Below are 19,913 nucleotides of genomic sequence, written 5' to 3' on the forward strand. Positions count from 1 at the left end.
ATCATGGCCAAGCACACGCTCTCCGTCCTGGTGGAGAACAAGCCCGGCATACTGGCTCGCGTCGCCGGCCTGTTCGCCCGGCGCGGCTTCAACATCGACTCCCTGGCCGTCGGCGAGACCGAGCACCCCGAGGTCTCCCGGATGACGATCGTGGTCAACGCGGACGAATCCCCGCTGGAACAGGTCACCAAGCAGCTCAACAAGCTCGTGCAGGTCCTGAAGATCGTCGAACTCGACACCACCGCCAGCGTGCAGCGCGAGTTGCTGCTGGTGAAGGTGCGCGCGGAACGCCCGGTGCGCTCGCAGGTCCTCGAGACCGTGAACCTGTTCCGGGCCCGCGTGGTCGACGTCGCCGCCGACGCCCTCACCATCGAGGCGACCGGCACGTCGGAAAAGCTGGACGCGCTGCTTCGTGACCTGGAGCCGTTCGGTATCAAGGAAATGGTCCAGTCCGGCGTCGTGGCCATCGGCCGCGGTTCGCGCTCCATCACGACCGGTCCGGCGCTCCGCGCAGCTTCATAAGGGCGCTTCGCGCGCCTTCCTGAACAATCTTGAAAGGAAAGACAATGCCCGCCGAGGTGTTTTACGACGACGACGCCGACCTGTCGTTGATCCAGGCCAAGAAGGTCGCGGTGCTGGGTTACGGCAGCCAGGGCCACGCGCACGCGCTGTCCCTGCGTGACTCCGGCGTCGACGTGCGCATCGGCCTGCCCGAGGGGTCCAAGAGCCGCGCCAAGGCCGAGGAGCAGGGCCTGCGTGTGGTCACCCCGGCCGAGGCGAGCGCCGAGGCGGACGTGATCATGATCCTGGCCCCCGACACGGTCCAGCGCTCGCTCTACGCCGAGCACGTGGCCCCGAACCTGACCGCCGGCAAGGCGCTCTTCTTCGGCCACGGCCTCAACATCCGCTTCGGGCTGATCACGCCCCCCGCGGACGTGGACGTGTGCATGGTGGCCCCGAAGGGCCCGGGTCACCTGGTCCGCCGCCAGTTCGTCGACGGCAAGGGCGTGCCCTGCCTCGTCGCGGTGGAGCAGGACGCCTCCGGCCAGGCGCTGCAGCTGGCCCTGGCCTACGCGGCCGCCATCGGCGGCACCCGCGCCGGCGTCATCAAGACCACGTTCAAGGAGGAGACCGAGACGGACCTCTTCGGCGAGCAGGCCGTGCTCTGCGGCGGCGCGTCGGCCCTGGTCCAGACCGGCTTCGAGGTGCTCACCGAGGCGGGCTACGCCCCGGAGATCGCCTACTTCGAGTGCCTCCACGAGCTCAAGCTCATCGTGGACCTGATGTACGAGGGCGGCATCGCCCGCATGCGCTACAGCGTCTCCGACACCGCCGAGTACGGCGACTACACCCGCGGCCCGCGCGTCATCGACGCCCGGACCAAGGAGGAGATGAAGCGCATCCTCGCCGAGATCCAGTCGGGCGAGTTCGCCCGCGAGCTGATCGCCGAGGACGACGCCGGCCGCCCGAACTTCACCAAGTACCGGGAGCAGGGCGCTGCCCACCCGATCGAGCAGACCGGCAAGCAGCTGCGCTCGATGATGAGCTGGGTCGACCGGCCCATCACCGAGACGGCCTGACGTCTGCAAAAGGGGCCCCTCCATTTTTGGAGGGGCCCTTTCGTTTTTTGGGACTCAGGTCCGCGTCACTAGCAGGCCGTTGCTCCCGTCAGACACCGGTCGGCCTGGGGGCCTCCCTGCCGGCTCCGCGGTGCCAAGGGCACAGCATCAGCTCTGACGGTCGGCGTTGGCGTGGATCGCGTCCCGCACGTACTGCGCCAGCCCCGGGTGCTCCGCGTCGTAGTTGGCCGTGAACCGCGGGTCGGCGACGTACATGTCCCCGAGGCCCCGGTGCAGCTGCGCCGGGCAGTCGTAGAACCAGCGCGAGATGTGCTGCCGGTGCGCCTCGGCGAGGTCCGTGGCCCGCGGGTCGGCGGCCGGCACCCCGCCCTCGAACGCCGCCGCGAACCCGGCCACGTTCTCGGCCGCCTCGGCCTTGATCCGCGCCCAGTCCTCCTTGGTGTACCGCGCCGTGCGCTGCGCCGACTGCCGGTAGGCCTCGGTGGAGCCCCACCGCTCGCGCGCCTCGTCCGCGTGCTCGTCGGGATCGAAGTCCCCGAACAGGTCCCGCTTCTCCTCGGGCGTCAAGTTCATCGTCATGCCACCAAGCGTGGAGTCTCCAGCCGCTGGAGAGTCAACCCCGGCCGCCGAGATGGACATTGCGCCCGGATGGGATATGTCGGGCGCTGGCGCGCCACGACATATCCGACATTTCACGATCTACGTCGCGGCACCGTATAAATCCGAAATGTCCGCCGCGGCTGGGCGCGAAGCGCCGGACATTTCGTGTCATGCCGCAAGCGGGCCGAAGTGCCGCGACTCGCAAATGGTGAACGACCCCGACCAGCGCGCCGTGTAGTCCCCGGCCGCGGTGCGCGACCCGCAGGTGGTGCACGGCCTCGACCGGGCGCCCCGCGTAGTCCCCGGCTTCGGCGCGCGACTCGCAGGTGGTGCACGGCCGCGATCGGGATCACGCGGAGTCCCCGGCCTCGCGCTCCTCGAACGGCCCGAAGCCCCCGGGCCGCCGCCGTACGCCCATCCCGCGCGCACCTCGCCGCTGGTAGGTGCTCGAGGACACCGCTGCGGCGCCGCCCCGGGTTCAGGCCCGCGTCGGTCGAGAGCGCGACACCCGCCACACGGGTGGGTCACTGTGATAGCGCTCACGTCCGCGCCCCCCCGGGGGACTGGCGGCGGGCCTACCATCGCCTGAAGGGCCGACCGCCCGGCCCCGTCGCGACAGCCAATGCGTGGCGGGCAGTGCCGCGCGCCCCGCACCCGACGCCAACCGAAGCCTGGAGAGGACGCATATGACCCTCCCTCCCGATCGCCCGGTGGTGCTCATCGCCGAGGAGCTGGCCCCCTCCGCTCTCGAGGTCCTCGCCGACGACTACGAGGTCAGCCACATCGACGGCACGGACCGCCCCGCCCTGCTCGCCGGCCTCGCCGACGCGAGCGCCGTGATCGTGCGCAGCGCCACCCGGATCGACGCCGAGGCGATCGCCGCGGCCCCCCGGCTGAAAGTCGTCGCCCGCGCCGGCGTCGGCCTGGACAACGTCGACGTGCCGGCCGCCACCGCGCGTGGCGTCATGGTCGTCAACGCCCCGACCTCCAACATCGTCTCCGCCGCCGAGCAGGCCGTCGCGCTGCTGCTCGCCGTGGCCCGCAACACCGCCGCCGCGTCCGCCGCGCTCAAGGCGGGGGAGTGGAAGCGGTCGAAGTACACCGGCGTGGAGCTGTCCGGCAAGGTCGTCGGCGTGGTCGGGCTCGGGCGCATCGGCGTGCTGTTCGCCCAGCGGATGGCCGCGTTCGGCGTGCGCCTCGTCGCGTACGACCCCTACGTCCAGCCGGTGCGGGCGGCGGCACTGGGAGTACGACTGCTGGGTCTGGACGAACTGCTCCGGGAGAGCGACTTCATCTCGATCCACCTGCCCAAGACCCCCGAGACCGTCGGCATCATCGGCGTGCGCGAGCTGGGCCTGGTCAAGCCGGGCGTGCGCATCATCAACGCGGCCCGCGGCGGCCTGGTCGACGAGCAGGCGCTCGCCGACGCCATCGCCGACGGGCGGGTGGCCGGGGCCGGCATCGACGTGTTCGCCAAGGAGCCCTGCGTCGCCTCCCCGCTGTTCGCCTTCGACAACGTGGTCGCCACCCCGCACCTGGGCGCCTCGACGGTGGAGGCGCAGGACAAGGCCGGCCTCGCGGTGGCCCGCAGCGTCAAGCTGGCCCTCGACGGCGAGTTCGTCCCCGACGCGGTGAACGTCCAGGCCGGTGGCGTGGTCGCCGAGGAGGTCCGGCCGCTGCTGCCGCTGGCCGAGCGGCTCGGCGCGGTCTTCACCGCGGTCGCCGGGGGCGTGGCCGCCGCCGTGACCGTCGAGGTGCACGGCGAGGTGGCCAAGCACGACGTGTCGGTGCTCAAGCTGGCGGCCACCAAGGGGCTCTTCGGCAGCGTGGTGGCCGAGCAGGTCACCTACGTCAACGCCCCGCACCTGGCCGCCGATCGGGGCGCCGAGGTCGCCCTCGCGGTCTTCACCGAGTCATCCGACCAGCCCAACCTGGTGACCGTGCGTGGAGCCCTCCCGGACGGGCGAGTAGCCTCAGTGTCCGGCACGTACGTTGCCGGCCCCCGCGAGGCGCTGAAGCTCACCGAGATCGACGGTTTCAGCCTCGAGCTCGCGGCCGAGGGCGTGCTGCTGTTCTTCCGCTACGCCGACCGCCCCGGCGTGGTGGGGACGGTGGGCTCCATACTGGGCTCTGCGGGGGTCAACATCGCGGCGATGCAGGTCGCCCGGCGCGAGGCCGGCGGGGAGGCGCTCATGACGCTGACCGTCGACACGGCGGTGCCGGCGGACCTGCTCGGCGAGGCCGGCCAGGCGATCGGGGCCACCGCGGCGAGCACGGCGGACCTGTCCGCCGACTAGAGACTTTCCTCTTGCGAGGGCGGGGAGCGTGGCGGCGCTCCCCGCCCTCTTTCTCTGTCCCGTGCCGGCGTGTGCTCCCATGGATCGGGACGCGCGTCCACGGAATAGGACGGCGGCGTACCGTTGACGGGTCTACGAAAGGGGTCAGTGGTGGCGAAGATCGCGGTTGTGGCCGGTGATGGCATCGGCACGGAGGTGGTGGCGCAGGCGCTGAAGGTGCTGCGTGTCGTCCTGCCCGGTGTCGAGACGACCGATTACGACCTGGGTGCCGCCCGCTACAACCGCACCGGCGAGGTGCTGCCGGACAGCGTGGCCGAGGAGCTGCGCGGCCACGACGCCATCCTGCTCGGCGCGGTCGGCGACCCGAGCGTGCCGCCGGGCGTGCTCGAGCGCGGCCTGCTGCTGCGGCTGCGCTTCGACTTCGACCAGTATGTCAACCTCCGCCCCTCCCGCCTGTGGCCGGGCACGACCAGCCCCCTGGCCGGCGTGAAGCCGGGCGAGATCGACCTGGTCGTCGTGCGCGAGGGCACCGAGGGCCTCTACGTCGGCGCCGGCGGCAACCTGCACCAGGACACCCCCGCCGAGGTGGCCACCGAGGAGAGCCTCAACACCCGCCACGGCGTCGAGCGGGTCATCCGCGACGCGTTCGCCCGCGCGGCCAAGCGCCCGCGGCGCAAGGTGACGCTGGTGCACAAGACCAACGTCCTGACCCACGCGGGCGGCCTGTGGGCGCGCACCTTCAACGCGGTCAAGGCCGAGTTCCCCGACATCGAGACCGAATACCAGCACGTCGACGCGGCGGCCATGTTCCTCGTGAGCAACCCGCAGCGCTACGACGTCGTCGTCACCGACAACCTCTTCGGTGACATCCTCACCGACATCGCCGCCGCCGTCACCGGCGGGATCGGCCTGGCCGCGAGCGGTTCGATCAACCCCGAGCGGAAGTTCCCGTCGATGTTCGAGCCCGTGCACGGCTCGGCCCCGGACATCGCCGGCAAGGGCGTCGCCGACCCCTCGGCCGCCGTCCTGTCCACCGCGCTGCTGCTGGACCACCTCGGGCACCCCGAGGCCGCCGCGCGGGTCACCGAGGCGGTCGGCGCCGAGGTGGCCACGCGGACCCCCGGCTCCGCGCTGTCCACCCACGCGATCGGTGACCGCCTCGCCAGCGCCGTCTCGTAACGGCAACGCCGCGCCGCGGCTGCGATTGAACGTCCGTTCGGGTAAGTTTGCGGCACACGGCCCGGCGTCATTTTTCTGTGGAGGCATGCATGAACGGCGGTGAAACGCTCGATTTCGAGATTCGTCCGAACCCTCAGCCCGTAGCCGCCGCGGAGCGGTCCGCGCTGATGGCCAACCCGGGGTTCGGGCGGATCTTCACCGACCACATGGTCACGGTGCGGTATGCCGACGGCAAGGGCTGGTACGACGCCAGGGTCGAGGCGCGCGCCCCGATCCCGATGGACCCGGCCTCCGCGGTCCTGCACTACGCGCAGGAGATCTTCGAGGGGCTCAAGGCGTACCGGACCGCCGACGGCGGGGTGACGATGTTCCGCCCCGACGCCAACGCGGCCCGGTTCCGCGCCTCGGCGCACCGGCTGGCGATGGCCCCGGTGCCGCCGCGGCTGTTCCTCGACGCCCTCGACGCGCTCATCAAGGCCGACCGCGACTGGGTGCCCAACGACCCGGAGGGCAGCCTCTACCTGCGCCCGTTCCAATACGCCAGCGAGGTCTTCCTCGGGGTGAAGCCGTCCTCGGAGTACCTCTTCGCGGTCATCGCCTCCCCGGTGGGCAGCTACTTCAAGGGCGGCGTCCAGCCGGTCAGCGTCTGGGTCTCGCGGGAGTACACCCGGGCCGCCCCCGGCGGCACCGGCGCGGCCAAGTGCGGCGGCAACTACGCGGCCAGCCTGGTCGCACAGGCCGAGGCGATCGAGCACGGCTGCGACCAGGTGGTGTTCCTCGACGCGGCGCAGCAGCGCTACGTCGAGGAGCTCGGCGGGATGAACGTGTTCTACGTCTTCGACGACGGCTCGATCGCCACGCCGCCGCTGACCGGCACCATCCTGCCCGGCATCACCCGCGAGTCGGTGCTGCGGCTGGCCGCCGACGGGGGCTACACGGTGCGCGAGGAGCAGTATTCGTACGACCAGTGGCGCGCCGACGCGGTGAGCGGCCGGCTGCGGGAGGCCTTCGCCTGCGGCACCGCCGCGGTGATCACCCCCATCGGCACGGTCCGCGACCACGACGGCGAGTTCACCGTCGGGGACGGCAAGGCCGGCGACGTGACGATGGGCCTGCGCGAGCAGCTCGTCACGATCCAGCGGGGCACGGCGCCGGACCCGTACGGCTGGGTCCACCGCGTTCTGTAACGAAGTCTTTACATCAGGCTGTCCAGCGACCGAGGTTGGACGCGCGGCCCGCTCCCGGGCGGGCCGCGCGTGTCCCGGGCCGCTCGTAGGCCAGCATCAGCGCCTCCTCGGCCAGCCGGGCATCCGCGCACGGCCAGAACGCCTTGCACTCGCAGAAGTTGTCGCTCCGCGGGCGGTGCGCCTCGCGCAGGGCCCGGGCCACGCGCCACAGCAACGGGTCGGCGCAGCCCAGCGGCGGATCGACCGGTGGCTCGGCCGGGCCCGGCGGAACTGCGTCGATCATCGTGGCCCCCCGCATCCAGCGTGTATTGGGCGCAACGGTAGCTGTTCATGGCTCGCCGGCGCAGACACGCTGTGCGCAACATGCACGACCGGATGACGGCACAGATATGCGTACGGGTGCCGGGGCCGCCACCCCGACACCCGTACAAGAGGAAAGCTCCTAGTCGAGAGCCGCCTCTGTATCGAGGGTTACCGCCAACGCGTGAACCACCGCGGCGACGCGCAACACCTCGTCGATCACTTCGCGGGACACCCCTGCACCGTGAAGTGATCTTTCGTGCGATTCCAGGCACACCCCGCACCCAGTGATCGCGGATACAGCCACTGACCACGCCTCGACGTCGGCGGTGCCGACCCCGGGCGTGGAGGTCACCTGGCGGCGCAGCCGCGCCGGCAGGTGCTGGTACGCCTCGTCACCGATGAGGTGCTTGGCGCGGAAGTAGACGTTGTGGATCGCCATCCGGGACGCGACCGCCTTCGCCGCCTCGGCGGCCTCCGGCTTGAGGTGCTCACCGGCCTCGGCGGCGATGTTGCGGATCACGACGGCGCTGCGGGTCGTCATCGCGCTCGCGAGCGCGGCGCCCCAGAGCATCTGCTCGTCGAGCAGGTCGCCGGCGAGCACCGAGTCGAGGTTCAGCTCGAGGTCCCGGGCGTACGGCGGAAGGGCCGCCTTCAGCGTCGCGATGGACATCGAACCAGACCTCCTCACCATCGGTGATCGCCCCTCGGTCGAGGGTCGTTTCCTTGACCGGCTCCAACCTTGCCCGGTCCTCGTTACAGCTACGTGACGAACAGGGTGAATCGTGAAGCAGATCACGCCGAATCTCAAAATTCGGAATCACGTGCCGCGAGGGGCTCGTGCGTGGCAAGCTACCGAACGTGACTCGGCTCATTATTGGCCCCTAGCGCGTCCAGCATCCTCCGCCGGACGCGCAGACCTCTCGCATTTCGCGAGGGGTCTTTTTGTTGGCCCCCCTCCGTCTCGCCGAGCCCAGCCGCCTTCCGCCTTAAGGAGCAAACCATGCAGGTGTACGACACGACGCTGCGCGACGGGGCCCAGCGCGAGGCGATCAGCTACTCGGTCGTCGACAAGCTCGCCGTCGCGCGGCTGCTCGACGAGTTCGGCGTCGGGTTCATCGAGGGCGGCTGGCCCGGTGCGATGCCGAAGGACACCGAGTTCTTCCGCCGGGCGCGCACCGAGCTCGACCTCAAGCACGCCGTGTTCGTCGCCTTCGGCGCGACCCGCAAGGCCGGGGTGCGCGTCCAGGACGACCCGCAGGTCCGCGCGCTGCTCGAGGCCGAGACCCCCGCCGTGACGCTGGTGGCCAAGTCCGACCTGCGCCACGTCGAGCGGGCCCTGCGTACCACCCCGGAAGAGAACCTGGCGATGGTCCGCGACACCGTCGAGTACTTCGTGTCGGAGGGACGGCGGGTCTTCCTCGACTGCGAGCACTTCTTCGACGGCTACCGGTTCGACCCGCAGTACACCGCGAGCGTCGCCGCGGCCGCCCTCGCCGCCGGCGCCGAGACCGCCGTCATGTGCGACACCAACGGGGGCATGCTGCCCTCGCTCATCTCCCGCACGATCGCCGAGGTCCGCGAGCGCCTCGCCGTGGCCCTGGGCATCACCCCCGAGGAGGCCGTCGCCCGCCTCGGCATCCACTGCCAGAACGACACCTCGTGCGCGGTCGCCAACACCGTCGCCGCCGTCGAGGCCGGCGTACCGCACTTCCAGTGCACCGCCAACGGCTACGGCGAGCGCCCCGGCAACGCCGACCTCTTCGCCGTCGTCGGCAACCTGCAGCTCAAGCTCGGCATGCCGGTCCTACCGGACGGATGCATCGAGCAGATGGTGCGCGTCTCGCACGCCATCGCCGAGATCGCCAACATCGCACCCGACACCCACCAGGCCTACGTCGGGTCGTCAGCGTTCGCTCACAAGGCGGGCCTGCACGCGAGCGCGATCAAAGTGGATCCCGTGCTGTACAACCACATCGACCCCAGCGTCGTGGGCAACGACATGCGGATCCTCGTCACCGAGATGGCCGGCCGGGCCAGCATCGAGCTCAAGGCACGTGAGCTCGGCGTTGACCTGGCCGGCAACCCCGAGGCCCTCTCCCGGGTCACCACCCGGGTCAAGGACCTGGAGGCCCGCGGCTGGTCGTTCGAGGCCGCCGACGCCTCCTTCGAGCTGCTCGCCCGGGCCGAACTGGCCGACGGCACGGTCCCGCGGCCGTTCGCCCTGGAGTCCTACCGCGTCCTGGTCGAGCACCGCGAGGACGGCGCCGTGGTCTCCGAGGCGACGGTGAAGGTGCGGGTACGCGGCGAGCGGGTCATCGCCACCGCCGAGGGCAACGGCCCGGTCAACGCCCTCGACGAGGCGCTGCGGGTCGCCCTCACCCGGCACTACCCCGAGCTGAGCCGCTTCCAGCTGGCCGACTACAAGGTGCGCATCCTGGAGGGCAGCCACGGCACCGGGGCCGTCACCCGCGTGCTGGTGGAGACCCACTCGACCGGCACCGACTGGACCACCGTCGGCGTGCACGAGAACGTGGTGGAGGCCAGCTGGCAGGCGCTCGTCGACGCGCTCAGCTACGGCCTGAGCCGGCAGGTGCGGGTCTAAGTGGAAAGGGGGCCGGTGCGATGCGCCGGCCCCCTCCCCGTTACGGGCATTTGTTCTGTTTATACGCGGCCAGCGCCGCCTGGTCCGGCTCGAGGCGCCAGGCCCCGTGCTCGTACTTCAGCGTGCTCTGCCCGGCCTGGCTGGCCGTGGTCCCGGCCGGGACGTGCGTCCACTTGATCGTCGTGGTCGTGGCGTCGGGCTGCGCCACGGCCGTCACCTGGTAGTCGCCCTGAAGCCCCGTGCACGTGGACACCAGTTCGATGTAGGCATCCTTGCCGATCGCCGACTTGGCGCCGTCCGTCCACATGTCGTAGGCCCCGGCCCAGTCGCCCTCGGACAGGTTGTCGAGCACCTGCTCGGCCGCCACCTGTGCCGACTGCGCGTCTTGCGGCTGTGCCGTCACCTCGACGGTGGGCCGATCGGACGCCGAGGCGTCCTCGCTGCCCTTGCCCGAGCAGCCGGCCGCCGCAACCAGGACAAGCGGCACGGCGATGGCGAGCGCGAGGCCGCGGTACGTTCGTGTCACTCATCTGCTCCAACGTGGTTCCCGTTTCGGGCGGGGGCCCGATCCGTACGTGAAGGTACTACCGGCCAACGACCCGCGCGCAGCCGGAGGTACGCCCCCTAGTTCCCGCCCTTCGGCAGGACAAGCTCCGCCACGACCGCCTTGTGGTCACTTGCCGGGAGGCGGTGCACCGACACCTTGCGCACGCCGACCCGCTTGTCTGCCAGCACATGGTCGAGCGTCACCCCGGGGATGAACCACCGCTCGTCGTACGGCCACGAGGCCTCGAACCCGGCCCCCACCACGTCGGCGGCGTCCCGATACCCCGTGTCCAGCACCGCGCGGAACTTCTCGTGGTCGAGCGTCGCGTTGAAGTCCCCGATCAGCAGGCTCACCGCCCCATCGGGAGTGGCCGCCGGCTCGTGCACGATGTCCCGCTCCCAGCACCCCGCCCGTCCCATCGTGGCCGGCGCGCACGGATGCACCGACTCGACCCGCACGTCCAGCGCCCCCGGCACCCGCACCGCCGCCTGCGCCTGCCCGAACCCCGACGGAAACAGCCGATATCCGAGATCCGTGACCGCAAACCGGCTGTACACCGCCGACCCCGTCACCCCCGGCTTCGGATACGACACGGCGTTGGGCAACACGTCCTCCAGCCCCGCCGCCCGCAGCCCCGCCTGGGCCTCCGGCGTGTACTCCTGCAACGCCACCAGATCCACCTGGTGCTGCTTGACCAGCCCGACGATCGTCGCCACGTCGGCCCCGCCGACCAGCATGTTCACGCTCATGACCCGAACCACCGGCCCGTCCGGCGGCTCCGGCGTGCTGTCCGCCACCCACCGGGGCAGCACACAGGCCGCCAGCGCCACCGTGGCCAGCGCCGCGAGGAGCGCCGGCCAGACCCGCTTCGTGGCCAGCGCCACCGCGAGCGGGAGCAGCGAGGCCGCCGCGACATACGGCGTGAACGCGATCAGCTGTACCGCAGGGAACCCACTGTCCAGCCCGAGGACCCTTATCGCCGCCCACACCACGAACGGCACCACCATCAGCCAGACCACCACGCTCCACCATCGCCGGCGCGGCCGAGAGGTCTTCTCGGGGCGCAACGGCAGGGTGTCCTCCGTGGTGACCATCCCGCCAGCGTAGGCGACGGCCGCAATCGGCACCGTCCCCGCGCGGTCGCCTTTGGGCGGGCTCGCCGGCCGCCCGCACCGCCGCAGACTTCCCCGCCTGTGCCTGCTTCCCGCCTGCGCCTGCTTCCCCGCCTGTGCCTGCTTCTCTGCCTGTGCCTGCTTCCCCGCTTGCGCCTGCGCATACGTCGCGCCTGTGGCTGCTTCCGTGCGTTGGCCTGCTCCAGCGCCTGTGGCTGCTTCTGGGCGTTGGCCAGCCGCGCCCGCTGCTTCCGCACGTTGCCCTGGGCCGCGCCCGTGCTGCTTCCGCGCGTTGCCCCGCGCCGCGCCCGTGGCCGTGCCTGGTCCGCCGTCTACGTCAGCACTCGCATCCGCACCGGCGCGGCAACCCTGCCCCGCGTCCGCGCGTCCCGGCACCTGATCCGCCGTCTCCCTCGCCCGCATCCGTCCGGGCCCGGTCCCGGCCCCGCGCGGTCGCGGTTCTGGTGCACGCCACGCGGCCCCGCCGCTGGCCCACGCGCGGTAGCGGGTCTAGGTTGACTGCCGTGAGTGACCTCCCGCCCGCGCACCACCTCGGGCCCGACGGCAAGCCAACGACCCCGTCCGGCTGGCTGCGCCGCACGGAGGCGACCGTCCCGCCGGTGGTCGCCCGCGCCGTCAACGTCATCGGCGGTTGACCCCCGCGTGACCGAGCACTCCCAGCCCCACCTGCACGACCACGTCACCTGCGTGGCCGCCCCGGCGACCTGGCTGTCACCCCCGTCCGGCCAGCTCGCCGCCGGCGCCGACGGCCTCTACGTGGAGGACCGCCGCGTCCTCTCAGCCCTGACGCTCACCGTCGACGGCCACCTCCCGACCCCGCTGACCGTCCGCCGCACGGGAGCCGCATCGGCGGTCTTCGCATCGGTACCACGCAACGCCCCCACACCCCCCACGCTCACCCTGACCCGGCGCCGCCTGGCCAAGCCCTCCGGCGGCACCGAAACGATCACCTTGACCAACGCCTCCAACACCCCGGCCGAGGTCGACGTCGCCCTGTACGCCGCAACCGACTTCGCCGCCCTGGGCGAAATCCGTACCGGCACCCCCACGGCGCACCCCCTCGCCACACCCCCCACAGCCAAGCAGCCATCGACCGCCGCGCCGTTAGCCGCCCAGCCAGTGGTCGCTGCGCCGTTGGTCATTCAGCCTTCAATCGTTGTGCCTTCGACCGCTCAGCCTTCGACCGCTCCGTCGTCGTCCGCCGCTCCGTCGTCCGTGGCTCCGTCATCGGTCGCGCCGACGTCCCCGTTCACTCCGCCATCCCCGGCTGCGCGACTATCGCCCGGTGTTCTCGACTGGCACGCCGCCGACGGCATGTCCGTCCAGATCCAAACAACCCCGCCGGCCGCAGCATCCACCCTCGACCGCACCTCCGGCGCCGAGCCGCTCGCCGACGCAGGAGGTGCCTCGCGCGAGGACGCGCCTGAGTCGCTGCGTGCGGATGCCGTCGTTGCCGCGCGCGAGGATGCGTTTGAGCCGCTGCCTGCGGATGCGGTCGGCGCCGCGCGCGAGGACGGGCTTGAGTCGCTGCGTGCGGATGCGGGCAGTGCCCCGCGCGCGGACGCGTCCGCCGCGGTGACGCTGCGGTGGCGGGTGACCGTGCCCCCGCGAGGCACCTGGTCGGCGGAGATCCGGGTGACCCGAACCGATGTCCCGCCGATCGCCCGCCCCAAGCGATTCAGCACACTGCGCGTCGCCGCCGACGACCGGCGGCTCGATGCGCTCGTGCGGGCGAGCGTGCAGGACCTCGACGCGCTGCGCCGCACCGAGGGCGCGGACGCGTACTACGCCGCCGGCAGCCCCTGGTACCTGACGCTGTTCGGCCGCGACGCCCTCTGGACGGCCCGCCTGGCCCTCCCGCTCGGCCACGAGGTCGCCGCGGGCACAGTGCGCCTCCTCGCGGCCCGGCAGGGCGCCGGCCACGACCCCGCGACGGAGGAGCAGCCCGGCCGCATCCTGCACGAGGTACGCCGCGCCGACACCGGCCACACCCTGCCCCCGGTCTACTACGGCACCGTGGACGCGACCCCGCTGTTCGTGAGCGCCCTGGCCGACGCCTACCGCTGGGGCATGCCCGCCGCGGCCGTGCGCCCCCTGCTGCCCAATGTCCGCCGCGCGATGGCCTGGCTGCTGCACCACGACGACTTCATCGCCCACGACACCGCCGGCGCCGGCCTGTCCAACCAGGGCTGGAAGGACTCCGGCGACGCCGTCCAGCACGCCGACGGCCGCCCGGTCGCAGGCCCGATCGCGCTGTGCGAGGTGCAGGCCTACGCGTACCGCGCTGCCCTCGACGCCGCCTGGCTGGTCGAGCAGTTCCCCGGCGCCCCGCAGCCCGGCGACGTGCCGCACGCCGACGACAAGACGTGGCCGCTCGACGCCGCGCGGGCGCGTGACAGGACGCGGACCCGCCAGGAAGCGGCAGCCCGCGCCGCGGCACCGGACCACGTCGCGACCCCGGCGCGGGGCGAAGCGCAGGCCCGCGAGGAAGCGCAGGCGCGGGGCGAGGTGAAGGCCCGCGAGGAAGCACTGGCCCGCGACGAGGCGCAGGCGCGGGGCGAGGTGAAGGGGCGCCCGCATTCCCGCGACGCGGCGCAGGTCCGCGACGAGGCGCAGACCCGCGAGGAAGCGCACGCGGACGGCGCGGGAGAGGCGCAGCGGTGGCGCGAGTGGGCCCACGATCTAGCCGACCGCTTCCGGGCGCGGTTCTGGACCCCTGGTGGCCACCCCGCGATCGCCCTCGACGGCGCCGGGAACCAGGTCGACCTCCTCGCCTCCAACATGGGCCACCTGCTCGGCACCGGGCTGCTCGAACCGGCGGAGAGCGCCGCCGTGGCCGGGCACCTGGCCGGCCTCCGATCCCCGTTCGGGATCCGCACGGTGGCGCCGGCCTCAGCGGGGTACAACTTCCTCTCCTACCATCTCGGCTCCGTCTGGCCGCACGACAACGCCGTGGCGCTGCTCGGGCTGGCCCGCGACGGGCACCGCGCGGAGGCGTCCGCGGTGATCGCGGCTCTGCTGGACGCGGCCGAGCGCTTCGATTTCCGGCTTCCCGAGCTGTACGGCGGGGACGACCTGCCCACCCCGTACCCGTCCGCGTGCCGCCCCCAGGCGTGGGCCGCGGCGGTGGGCCCGGCGATCCTCACCGCGCTGCTCGGCCTCGAGGTCGACGTGCCGGCCGGGCGGATCGTGTTCGACCCCATCGCCCCGTCGCCGGTCGGTGCGTACCGCGTGCGGGGCCTCAAGGTCGGCGGCGGCGAACTCGATGTGAGCGTCACCGCCGCCGGCGTGCTCACGGTCCACAATGGACCAGTAGGCGTGACGTTCCGCAACGCGGACGGTAGCCCGGCCCGGATCGGCCGCCCGGCCTGACGCAGACGACACACCGAACGCGCCCTCGTCTGCCAGGCGGCGTCACGGCGTAGCCCGGTCCTCGCCCGCCGGGCAGCGTTACCGCGCAGCCGTTCCCGCCCACCAGGCGGCGTCACGGCGTAGCCCGGTCCTCGCCTGCCAGACGGCGTTACCGCGCAGCCCGTTCCCGCCCGCGTGGGCGCACACCACCGCGCAGCGCAAACTCTTCTCCCGCGCGGTCGCGCTGCCACACCACCGGTCTGCGGCGCAGCACTGCCCGCTTGAAGCGCTACCGCGCGGGTGGCGTCAGGCGCAGCACCGTACCGCTGCCGTCGTCGCTGATCAGCAGCGTCCCGTCGGTGTCGACCGCGGCGTCCACGGGCCGGCCCCACCACTTGCCGTCCGGCTCGACGAAGCCGGTCGCCAGATCCACCGGGTCACCCGGCCCGGACGCGGTCCACGGGATGTACACCACCTTGTACCCGGCCGGCTTCGTACGGTTCCAGGAGCCGTGCAGCGGCACCACCGCGCCCCCGCGGTAGAACGTCAGGCCCAGCGGGGCGCTGTGCGCCGGCAGCCCGAGGTCGATCGGGTCCGCCTTGCTGCAGTCGGCCTTCTGCCCGTCCCGGTTGAGCTCGTAGTCGCGCAGGAACCCCATGTTGCGCAGCCCATGGTCGCTGTCCGGGTTGCAGAACGGCCAGCCGTAGAAGCCGCCGTCGCGGACCTTGATGAACTCCTCCGGCGGGTGGTCGTCGACGAACTGGGTCATCCGCTTGCCCTTGTCCGAGGTGCCGTCGCCGTCCACGTCGCGGTCGTCCGGCACGAGGATGTTGTCGCGGTTGTTGACCACGATCCACAGCTCGTCGGTGTCTGGGCGGAATGCGAGGCCCTCCGCGTTGCGGATGCCGCGCGCCAGCAGGTGCCGCGACGCGTTGGTGCCCGTCGCCGAGTACGTGTAGATGGCCGCCCGCTCCGGGTCGCTGACGGTGTCCTGCACGCAGGCGTTGCAGGTGGAGGCGATCGAGACGTACAGCCTCTCGCCGCGCACCGCGATGTTCTTCAGCACGTGCGCGTACGTGCCGCGCAGCTCCGGCGTGCTCGTGTCGGGCAGCCCGTCGACGACCACCTGCCCGTCGCGCACCTTGAGGTCCCCGTTGGTGTACGGGTAGCGCACGACGCGGTTGGACTCGGCGATGAAGAGGTACATGTGGCCGTTCAGCGGCGCGAACACCATGTCGTGCGGCTGGCGCAGCCCGGCGGCGAACTCCGAGACCGCGCCCGCGCGCACGAGCTGAACGGTTCCGGCGCCCGGCTGGGATACCAGCAGGTCGCCGCTCGGCGTCAGGGCCATGAAGCGCGCCTTCTCGATGCGCGCGTAGACGGATGCCGCCCAGCCGGCCGGCAACTGGAGGTACCGATCCCGGTTGAATGGCGCGGACGCGAGCGCGGGTGGCACCGCGACCTTGACCCGGGTCGGCTGGCCGAGCCCGGCTCCCGGCGCGGCGCCGGACGGGACGGAGGCACCGGGTCGCCCGGGGGCGGACTCGGCGGAGCGCCCGGGCGCGCCCGAGCAGGCGGCAAGGGGCAGTGAGCAGGTCAGCAGCAACGCCCAGAGCTTGCGCATGAGGCCGACGCTACCCCTTCGTAAGCTTGAGCAGTGCAGCTCACTGTTCTGGACCGGCCGACCTGGGAGGCCCGCCGCGCCGCCCACGAGGCGCGGGTGGACGCCTGGATCGAGCCGCACCTCGCCCGCCGCCGCAGCGGCCGCAAGCACCCGGTCGAGGACTTCCTGTTCACGTACTACTCGTACCGGCCGGCGCAGCTGCGCCGCTGGCACCCGGGCGCGGGCGTCGTCCTGGCCGGTGCGGGCGCGGAGGCGGCCACCGTGCCGCCCCACCGCGTGGACGCGATCGCGTGGATCCGCGCCCTGCTCGCCGCCACCGCCGCGCGGACGCCGCACCTGGGCTGCTTCGGCCTGCACGAGTGGGCCATGGTGTACCGCCAGACGCAGGACGAGCTGCGTCACAATGCCTGGCCACTGCGCCTGGGCCCGGCCGGCACGGACGCGGTCGTCGAGGCGAGCCGGATCCGGTGCAGCCACTTCGACGCGTTCCGCTTCTACACCGCCCCCGCGCGCCCGCTGAACCTGCTCCAGCCGACCCGGGAGACCCAGGCGGACAACGAGCAGCCCGGCTGCCTGCACGCCAACATGGACCTCTACAAGCACGCCTACAAGCTCGCCCCGTTCGTGCCGGCCGAGCTGATCGCCGACTGCTTCGAGCTCGCCCGCGACATTCGCACCCTCGACATGCGAGCGTCGCCCTATGACCTGGCCGACCTCGGCTACGAGCCGGTCCGCATCGAGACCCCCGAGGGCCGCGCCCGCTACGTGGAGGCGCAGCGCGTCTTTGCCGAGCGCGCCACCCCGCTGCGCGGGCGCCTTCTCGCCGAGTGCGAGAGCCTCCTGGCGGCCGTGCGCAACTGACCGCAGGGTGGAGCCCCCGCGCGGCCGCCTGGTGTATAAGTCGGTTTCATGTTTCGGCGGGAACTTGGGCCCGGGGAGTGTCGATGAGTGAGGTACGGCGGCGGCTGGGTCCGCTGCTCGGCATGTGGAACGTCACCGCCACCGCGAACGGCAAGGTAGTGATGCGCGGATGGACCAGCTTCGCCTGGGCCGATGACGGTGAGTTCCTCGTCCAGCGCTCGGACGCCGACCCGCCCGGCGACGACGTGTCCGACGACTGGGCCGGCCACTCACCGTTCCCGACCACGTCGGTCATCGGCTTCGACGACACGACCAGGACCTTCACGATGCTGTACTCCGACGCGCGTGGCGTCCTGCGCGTGTACGGCATGGACCTCGACGCCGGCACGTGGCGCATCTGGCGCGCGGCCGAGGGCTTCAACCAGCGCTTCACCGGCACCCTCGCGGCCGACGGCAAGAACATCACGGCCTCGTGGGAGATGTCGCAGGACGGCCTCACGTGGGCCAAGGACTTCGATATGTCGTACACCCGAGGCTGAGTGGCGTCACAGCATCGCAAAGCCGCGTCACAGCATCACCGCACTACCTTGCCGTTGAGACGGCGCGTCCGCGCGGGCGCCGGCCGAACCAGCGGGAGGGTGTCACCATGATCGAGGCTGTCGGCCTCACGAAACGCTACGGCGAACGGGTCGCCGTCGACCGGCTGTCGTTCACGGTCCGCCCCGGACAGGTCACCGGGTTCCTCGGCCCCAACGGGGCGGGCAAGTCCACCACGATGCGCATGATCATGGGCCTGGACGCGCCCACCGCGGGCAGGGTGACGGTCAACGGCCGCCCGTTCATCACCCTGGACAACCCGATGCGCGAGGTCGGCGCCCTGCTGGACGCCAAGGCCATCCACGGCGGCCGCAGCGCCTACCACCACCTGCTGTGCCTCGCGCAGAGCAACAACCTCCCGCGGCGCCGCGTCGACGAGGTCCTCGACGTCGTCGGCCTCACCGCCGTCGCGCGGAAGCGCTCCAAGGGCTTCTCACTCGGCATGGGCCAGCGCCTCGGCATCGCCACCGCGCTGCTCGGCGATCCCAGGGTCCTGATGTTCGACGAGCCGGTCAACGGCCTCGACCCCGAGGGCATCCTGTGGATCCGCAACCTGATGCGCTCCCTGGCCGCCGAGGGCCGTACCGTGCTCGTCTCCAGCCACCTCATGTCCGAGATGGAGCACACCGCCGACCACCTCCTCGTGATCGGACGGGGCCGGATGATCGCCGACTGCACGGTGCGCGAGTTCATCGACCGCAACTCGGCGCTCGCCGTGCGCGCCCGCACGCCCGATCCCGAGCGACTGACCGCCGTCGTCACCACCGCCGGAGGCAAGGCGGTCCGCGAGCCCGACGGCGCCCTGCTGATCACCGAACTGCCGCTCCCGCGCGTCGGCGACCTCGCGTTCGACCACGGCATCCGGCTGCACGAGCTTGCCCCGCTCCAGGCATCCCTGGAGCAGGCCTTCATGGAACTGACCAAGGACAGCGTCGAGTACCACGCCGCGATCCCGGGAGAACAGCAATGACCGATCTGGTACTGCCACGAGCCGGCCTGCGGGGCATGCTCCTTTCCGAGTGGACCAAGCTGCGCACGGTGCGCTCCACCGTCTGGTCGCTGGTTGCCATGGCCGCGATCGCCCTCGGTCTCATGTCCGTCATCGCCTGGGCCGTGATGCGCCAGTGGTCCTCGACCGACCCGGGGAACCAGAGCTACCTGCGTGACCACCCGGTCGATCTGGTGATCTCCCGTCCGGTGTTCATCGCCCAGCTCGTCATCGCGGTGCTCGGCGTGATGGTCATCTCGGCCGAGTACACCACCGGCATGGTCCGCTCCACGCTGCAGGCCCAGCCTCGCCGCTTGACCGTGCTGTTCGCGAAGGTCCTGGTCTTCGCCGCCCTCATGCTCGTCGTCGGCGAGGTGCTTTCCTTCGCCGCCTTCTTCCTCGGCGGGGCCATCATCGCCGGTCACATCCCCGTCGACCTGGGCGACCCGGGCGTGGCCCGCTCGGTCGTCGGTGCCGGCCTCTACATGGCGATGCTGGGCCTGTTCTCCCTGGCCTTCGGCGCCATCATCCGGCACACCGCGGGCGCCATCACCAGCGTGCTCGGCCTGGTCCTCATCGTGTCGCAGCTGACCGGGCTGCTGCCGGGCAGCTGGGGCGCCCACATCCACGCCTGGATGCCGACGAACGCGGGCCAGCTCATCTTCGAGCCCACGCTGCCGCCGGACGCCCTGCTGACGCAGTGGCAGGGCTTCGCGGTCTTCGGTGGCTGGACCGTGCTCCTGCTGGCCGTGGCCACCTACCTGTTCAAGTCCCGCGACGCGTGACCCGCGCGTCCTGCGCGAGTCCGTCCGGGGCGCTGCTCTGCGAACGCTGCGTGGCCGTCGACCCTTGACGGCCACGCAGCCGTCCCCCCGGACCCGTGGCGCGTCCGCGCGTTGGGTTGGCTGTTCCGTTTGGCTCGCGTTCGTCCGCACATCGGGGCCCCTTCGCCCGTGCGTCGGCCTGTAGCGGCTCAGCGCATCAGCGCGCGGGAGCCCAAGCGGTCACGAGGCCGGGCGACGACCTCGTCGGCGCAGCCCACGCGCCTTCCCGTAGCGCCCTTG

Annotated in this window: 18 protein-coding genes; 12 read left to right on the top strand and 6 right to left on the bottom strand. The window is 71.9% G+C overall.

The features are described from left to right. Nucleotides 1-3: 3 nt before the first annotated feature. Together ilvN and ilvC are read left to right on the top strand one after the other, a co-directional pair. Nucleotides 4-522 (top strand): acetolactate synthase small subunit, encoded by a 519-nt coding sequence (ilvN, locus tag AB0M46_RS21940; RefSeq protein ID WP_344613581.1) that lies wholly within the window; start codon nt 4-6, stop codon nt 520-522. A gap of 44 nt (nt 523-566) precedes the next feature. Next, nucleotides 567-1,580 (top strand): ketol-acid reductoisomerase, encoded by a 1,014-nt coding sequence (gene ilvC / locus AB0M46_RS21945; protein ID WP_363338675.1) that lies wholly within the window; start codon nt 567-569, stop codon nt 1,578-1,580. Between the two features lie 147 nt (nt 1,581-1,727). On the opposite strand, the gene AB0M46_RS21950 is transcribed toward ilvC, so the two are convergent. After that, nucleotides 1,728-2,159 carry a TipAS antibiotic-recognition domain-containing protein gene (locus tag AB0M46_RS21950; RefSeq protein ID WP_363338677.1) on the bottom strand — a complete coding sequence of 144 codons (432 nt, stop codon included), beginning with the start codon at nt 2,157-2,159 and terminating at the stop codon, nt 1,728-1,730. Between the two features lie 707 nt (nt 2,160-2,866). On the opposite strand from AB0M46_RS21950, the gene serA reads away from it, so the two are divergent. The 3 genes from serA (at nt 2,867) to AB0M46_RS21965 (ending at nt 6,843) form a co-directional block, all read left to right on the top strand. Continuing rightward, complete coding sequence (gene serA, locus AB0M46_RS21955) at nt 2,867-4,477, top strand: phosphoglycerate dehydrogenase (protein WP_363338679.1); 1,611 nt, start codon at nt 2,867-2,869, stop codon at nt 4,475-4,477. A gap of 150 nt (nt 4,478-4,627) precedes the next feature. Beyond that, nucleotides 4,628-5,656, top strand: coding sequence for a 3-isopropylmalate dehydrogenase (locus AB0M46_RS21960; protein WP_363338681.1), 1,029 nt, complete (start codon nt 4,628-4,630; stop codon nt 5,654-5,656). Nucleotides 5,657-5,745: 89 nt separating this feature from the next. Further along, on the top strand, nt 5,746-6,843 hold the full coding sequence (locus AB0M46_RS21965) for a branched-chain amino acid aminotransferase (protein WP_363338683.1): 1,098 nt from the start codon (nt 5,746-5,748) through the stop codon (nt 6,841-6,843). Nucleotides 6,844-6,856: 13 nt separating this feature from the next. Here the strand turns inward: AB0M46_RS21965 and AB0M46_RS21970 are convergent, their stop codons facing one another. Together AB0M46_RS21970 and AB0M46_RS21975 are read right to left on the bottom strand one after the other, a co-directional pair. Continuing rightward, nucleotides 6,857-7,126 (bottom strand): hypothetical protein, encoded by a 270-nt coding sequence (locus tag AB0M46_RS21970; RefSeq protein ID WP_363338685.1) that lies wholly within the window; start codon nt 7,124-7,126, stop codon nt 6,857-6,859. 159 nt (nt 7,127-7,285) lie between these two features. Beyond that, complete coding sequence (locus AB0M46_RS21975; RefSeq protein ID WP_363338687.1) at nt 7,286-7,816, bottom strand: carboxymuconolactone decarboxylase family protein; 531 nt, start codon at nt 7,814-7,816, stop codon at nt 7,286-7,288. A gap of 330 nt (nt 7,817-8,146) precedes the next feature. On the opposite strand from AB0M46_RS21975, the gene cimA reads away from it, so the two are divergent. Continuing rightward, a complete protein-coding gene (cimA, locus tag AB0M46_RS21980) occupies nt 8,147-9,748 on the top strand; it encodes a citramalate synthase (protein ID WP_363338689.1) in 1,602 nt (533 codons plus the stop codon). Between the two features lie 40 nt (nt 9,749-9,788). On the opposite strand, the gene AB0M46_RS21985 is transcribed toward cimA, so the two are convergent. Both AB0M46_RS21985 and AB0M46_RS21990 read right to left on the bottom strand, forming a co-directional pair. Beyond that, nucleotides 9,789-10,274 (bottom strand): hypothetical protein, encoded by a 486-nt coding sequence (locus tag AB0M46_RS21985; protein WP_363338691.1) that lies wholly within the window; start codon nt 10,272-10,274, stop codon nt 9,789-9,791. A 98-nt stretch (nt 10,275-10,372) separates the two neighbouring features. Next, nucleotides 10,373-11,389 carry an endonuclease/exonuclease/phosphatase family protein gene (locus tag AB0M46_RS21990; RefSeq protein ID WP_363338693.1) on the bottom strand — a complete coding sequence of 339 codons (1,017 nt, stop codon included), beginning with the start codon at nt 11,387-11,389 and terminating at the stop codon, nt 10,373-10,375. Nucleotides 11,390-11,931: 542 nt separating this feature from the next. Between AB0M46_RS21990 and AB0M46_RS21995 the strand changes: the two genes are divergently transcribed. Both AB0M46_RS21995 and AB0M46_RS22000 read left to right on the top strand, forming a co-directional pair. Then, nucleotides 11,932-12,063: a hypothetical protein gene (locus tag AB0M46_RS21995; protein ID WP_363338695.1), complete on the top strand. Its 132-nt coding sequence runs from the start codon at nt 11,932-11,934 to the stop codon at nt 12,061-12,063. 7 nt (nt 12,064-12,070) lie between these two features. After that, nucleotides 12,071-14,800: a glycogen debranching N-terminal domain-containing protein gene (locus tag AB0M46_RS22000; protein WP_363338697.1), complete on the top strand. Its 2,730-nt coding sequence runs from the start codon at nt 12,071-12,073 to the stop codon at nt 14,798-14,800. A gap of 268 nt (nt 14,801-15,068) precedes the next feature. Here the strand turns inward: AB0M46_RS22000 and AB0M46_RS22005 are convergent, their stop codons facing one another. Further along, nucleotides 15,069-16,403: a gluconolaconase gene (locus AB0M46_RS22005; RefSeq protein ID WP_363338699.1), complete on the bottom strand. Its 1,335-nt coding sequence runs from the start codon at nt 16,401-16,403 to the stop codon at nt 15,069-15,071. Nucleotides 16,404-16,436: 33 nt separating this feature from the next. Between AB0M46_RS22005 and AB0M46_RS22010 the strand changes: the two genes are divergently transcribed. The 4 genes from AB0M46_RS22010 to AB0M46_RS22025 all read left to right on the top strand — a co-directional run bounded on the left by AB0M46_RS22010 (nt 16,437) and on the right by AB0M46_RS22025 (nt 19,634). Further along, nucleotides 16,437-17,264, top strand: coding sequence for a 3-methyladenine DNA glycosylase (locus tag AB0M46_RS22010; protein WP_363338701.1), 828 nt, complete (start codon nt 16,437-16,439; stop codon nt 17,262-17,264). A gap of 83 nt (nt 17,265-17,347) precedes the next feature. Continuing rightward, on the top strand, nt 17,348-17,803 hold the full coding sequence (locus AB0M46_RS22015; RefSeq protein ID WP_363338703.1) for a hypothetical protein: 456 nt from the start codon (nt 17,348-17,350) through the stop codon (nt 17,801-17,803). A 107-nt stretch (nt 17,804-17,910) separates the two neighbouring features. Further along, nucleotides 17,911-18,831, top strand: coding sequence for an ATP-binding cassette domain-containing protein (locus AB0M46_RS22020; protein ID WP_363338705.1), 921 nt, complete (start codon nt 17,911-17,913; stop codon nt 18,829-18,831). Then, complete coding sequence (locus AB0M46_RS22025) at nt 18,828-19,634, top strand: ABC transporter permease (protein WP_363338707.1); 807 nt, start codon at nt 18,828-18,830, stop codon at nt 19,632-19,634. The genes AB0M46_RS22020 and AB0M46_RS22025 overlap by 4 nt, the downstream gene beginning before the upstream one ends. The last annotated feature ends 279 nt before the right edge of the window (nt 19,635-19,913 follow it).

Source organism: Dactylosporangium sp. NPDC051485 (assembly GCF_040682015.1).
In the GTDB taxonomy this organism is placed as follows: domain Bacteria; phylum Actinomycetota; class Actinomycetes; order Mycobacteriales; family Micromonosporaceae; genus Dactylosporangium.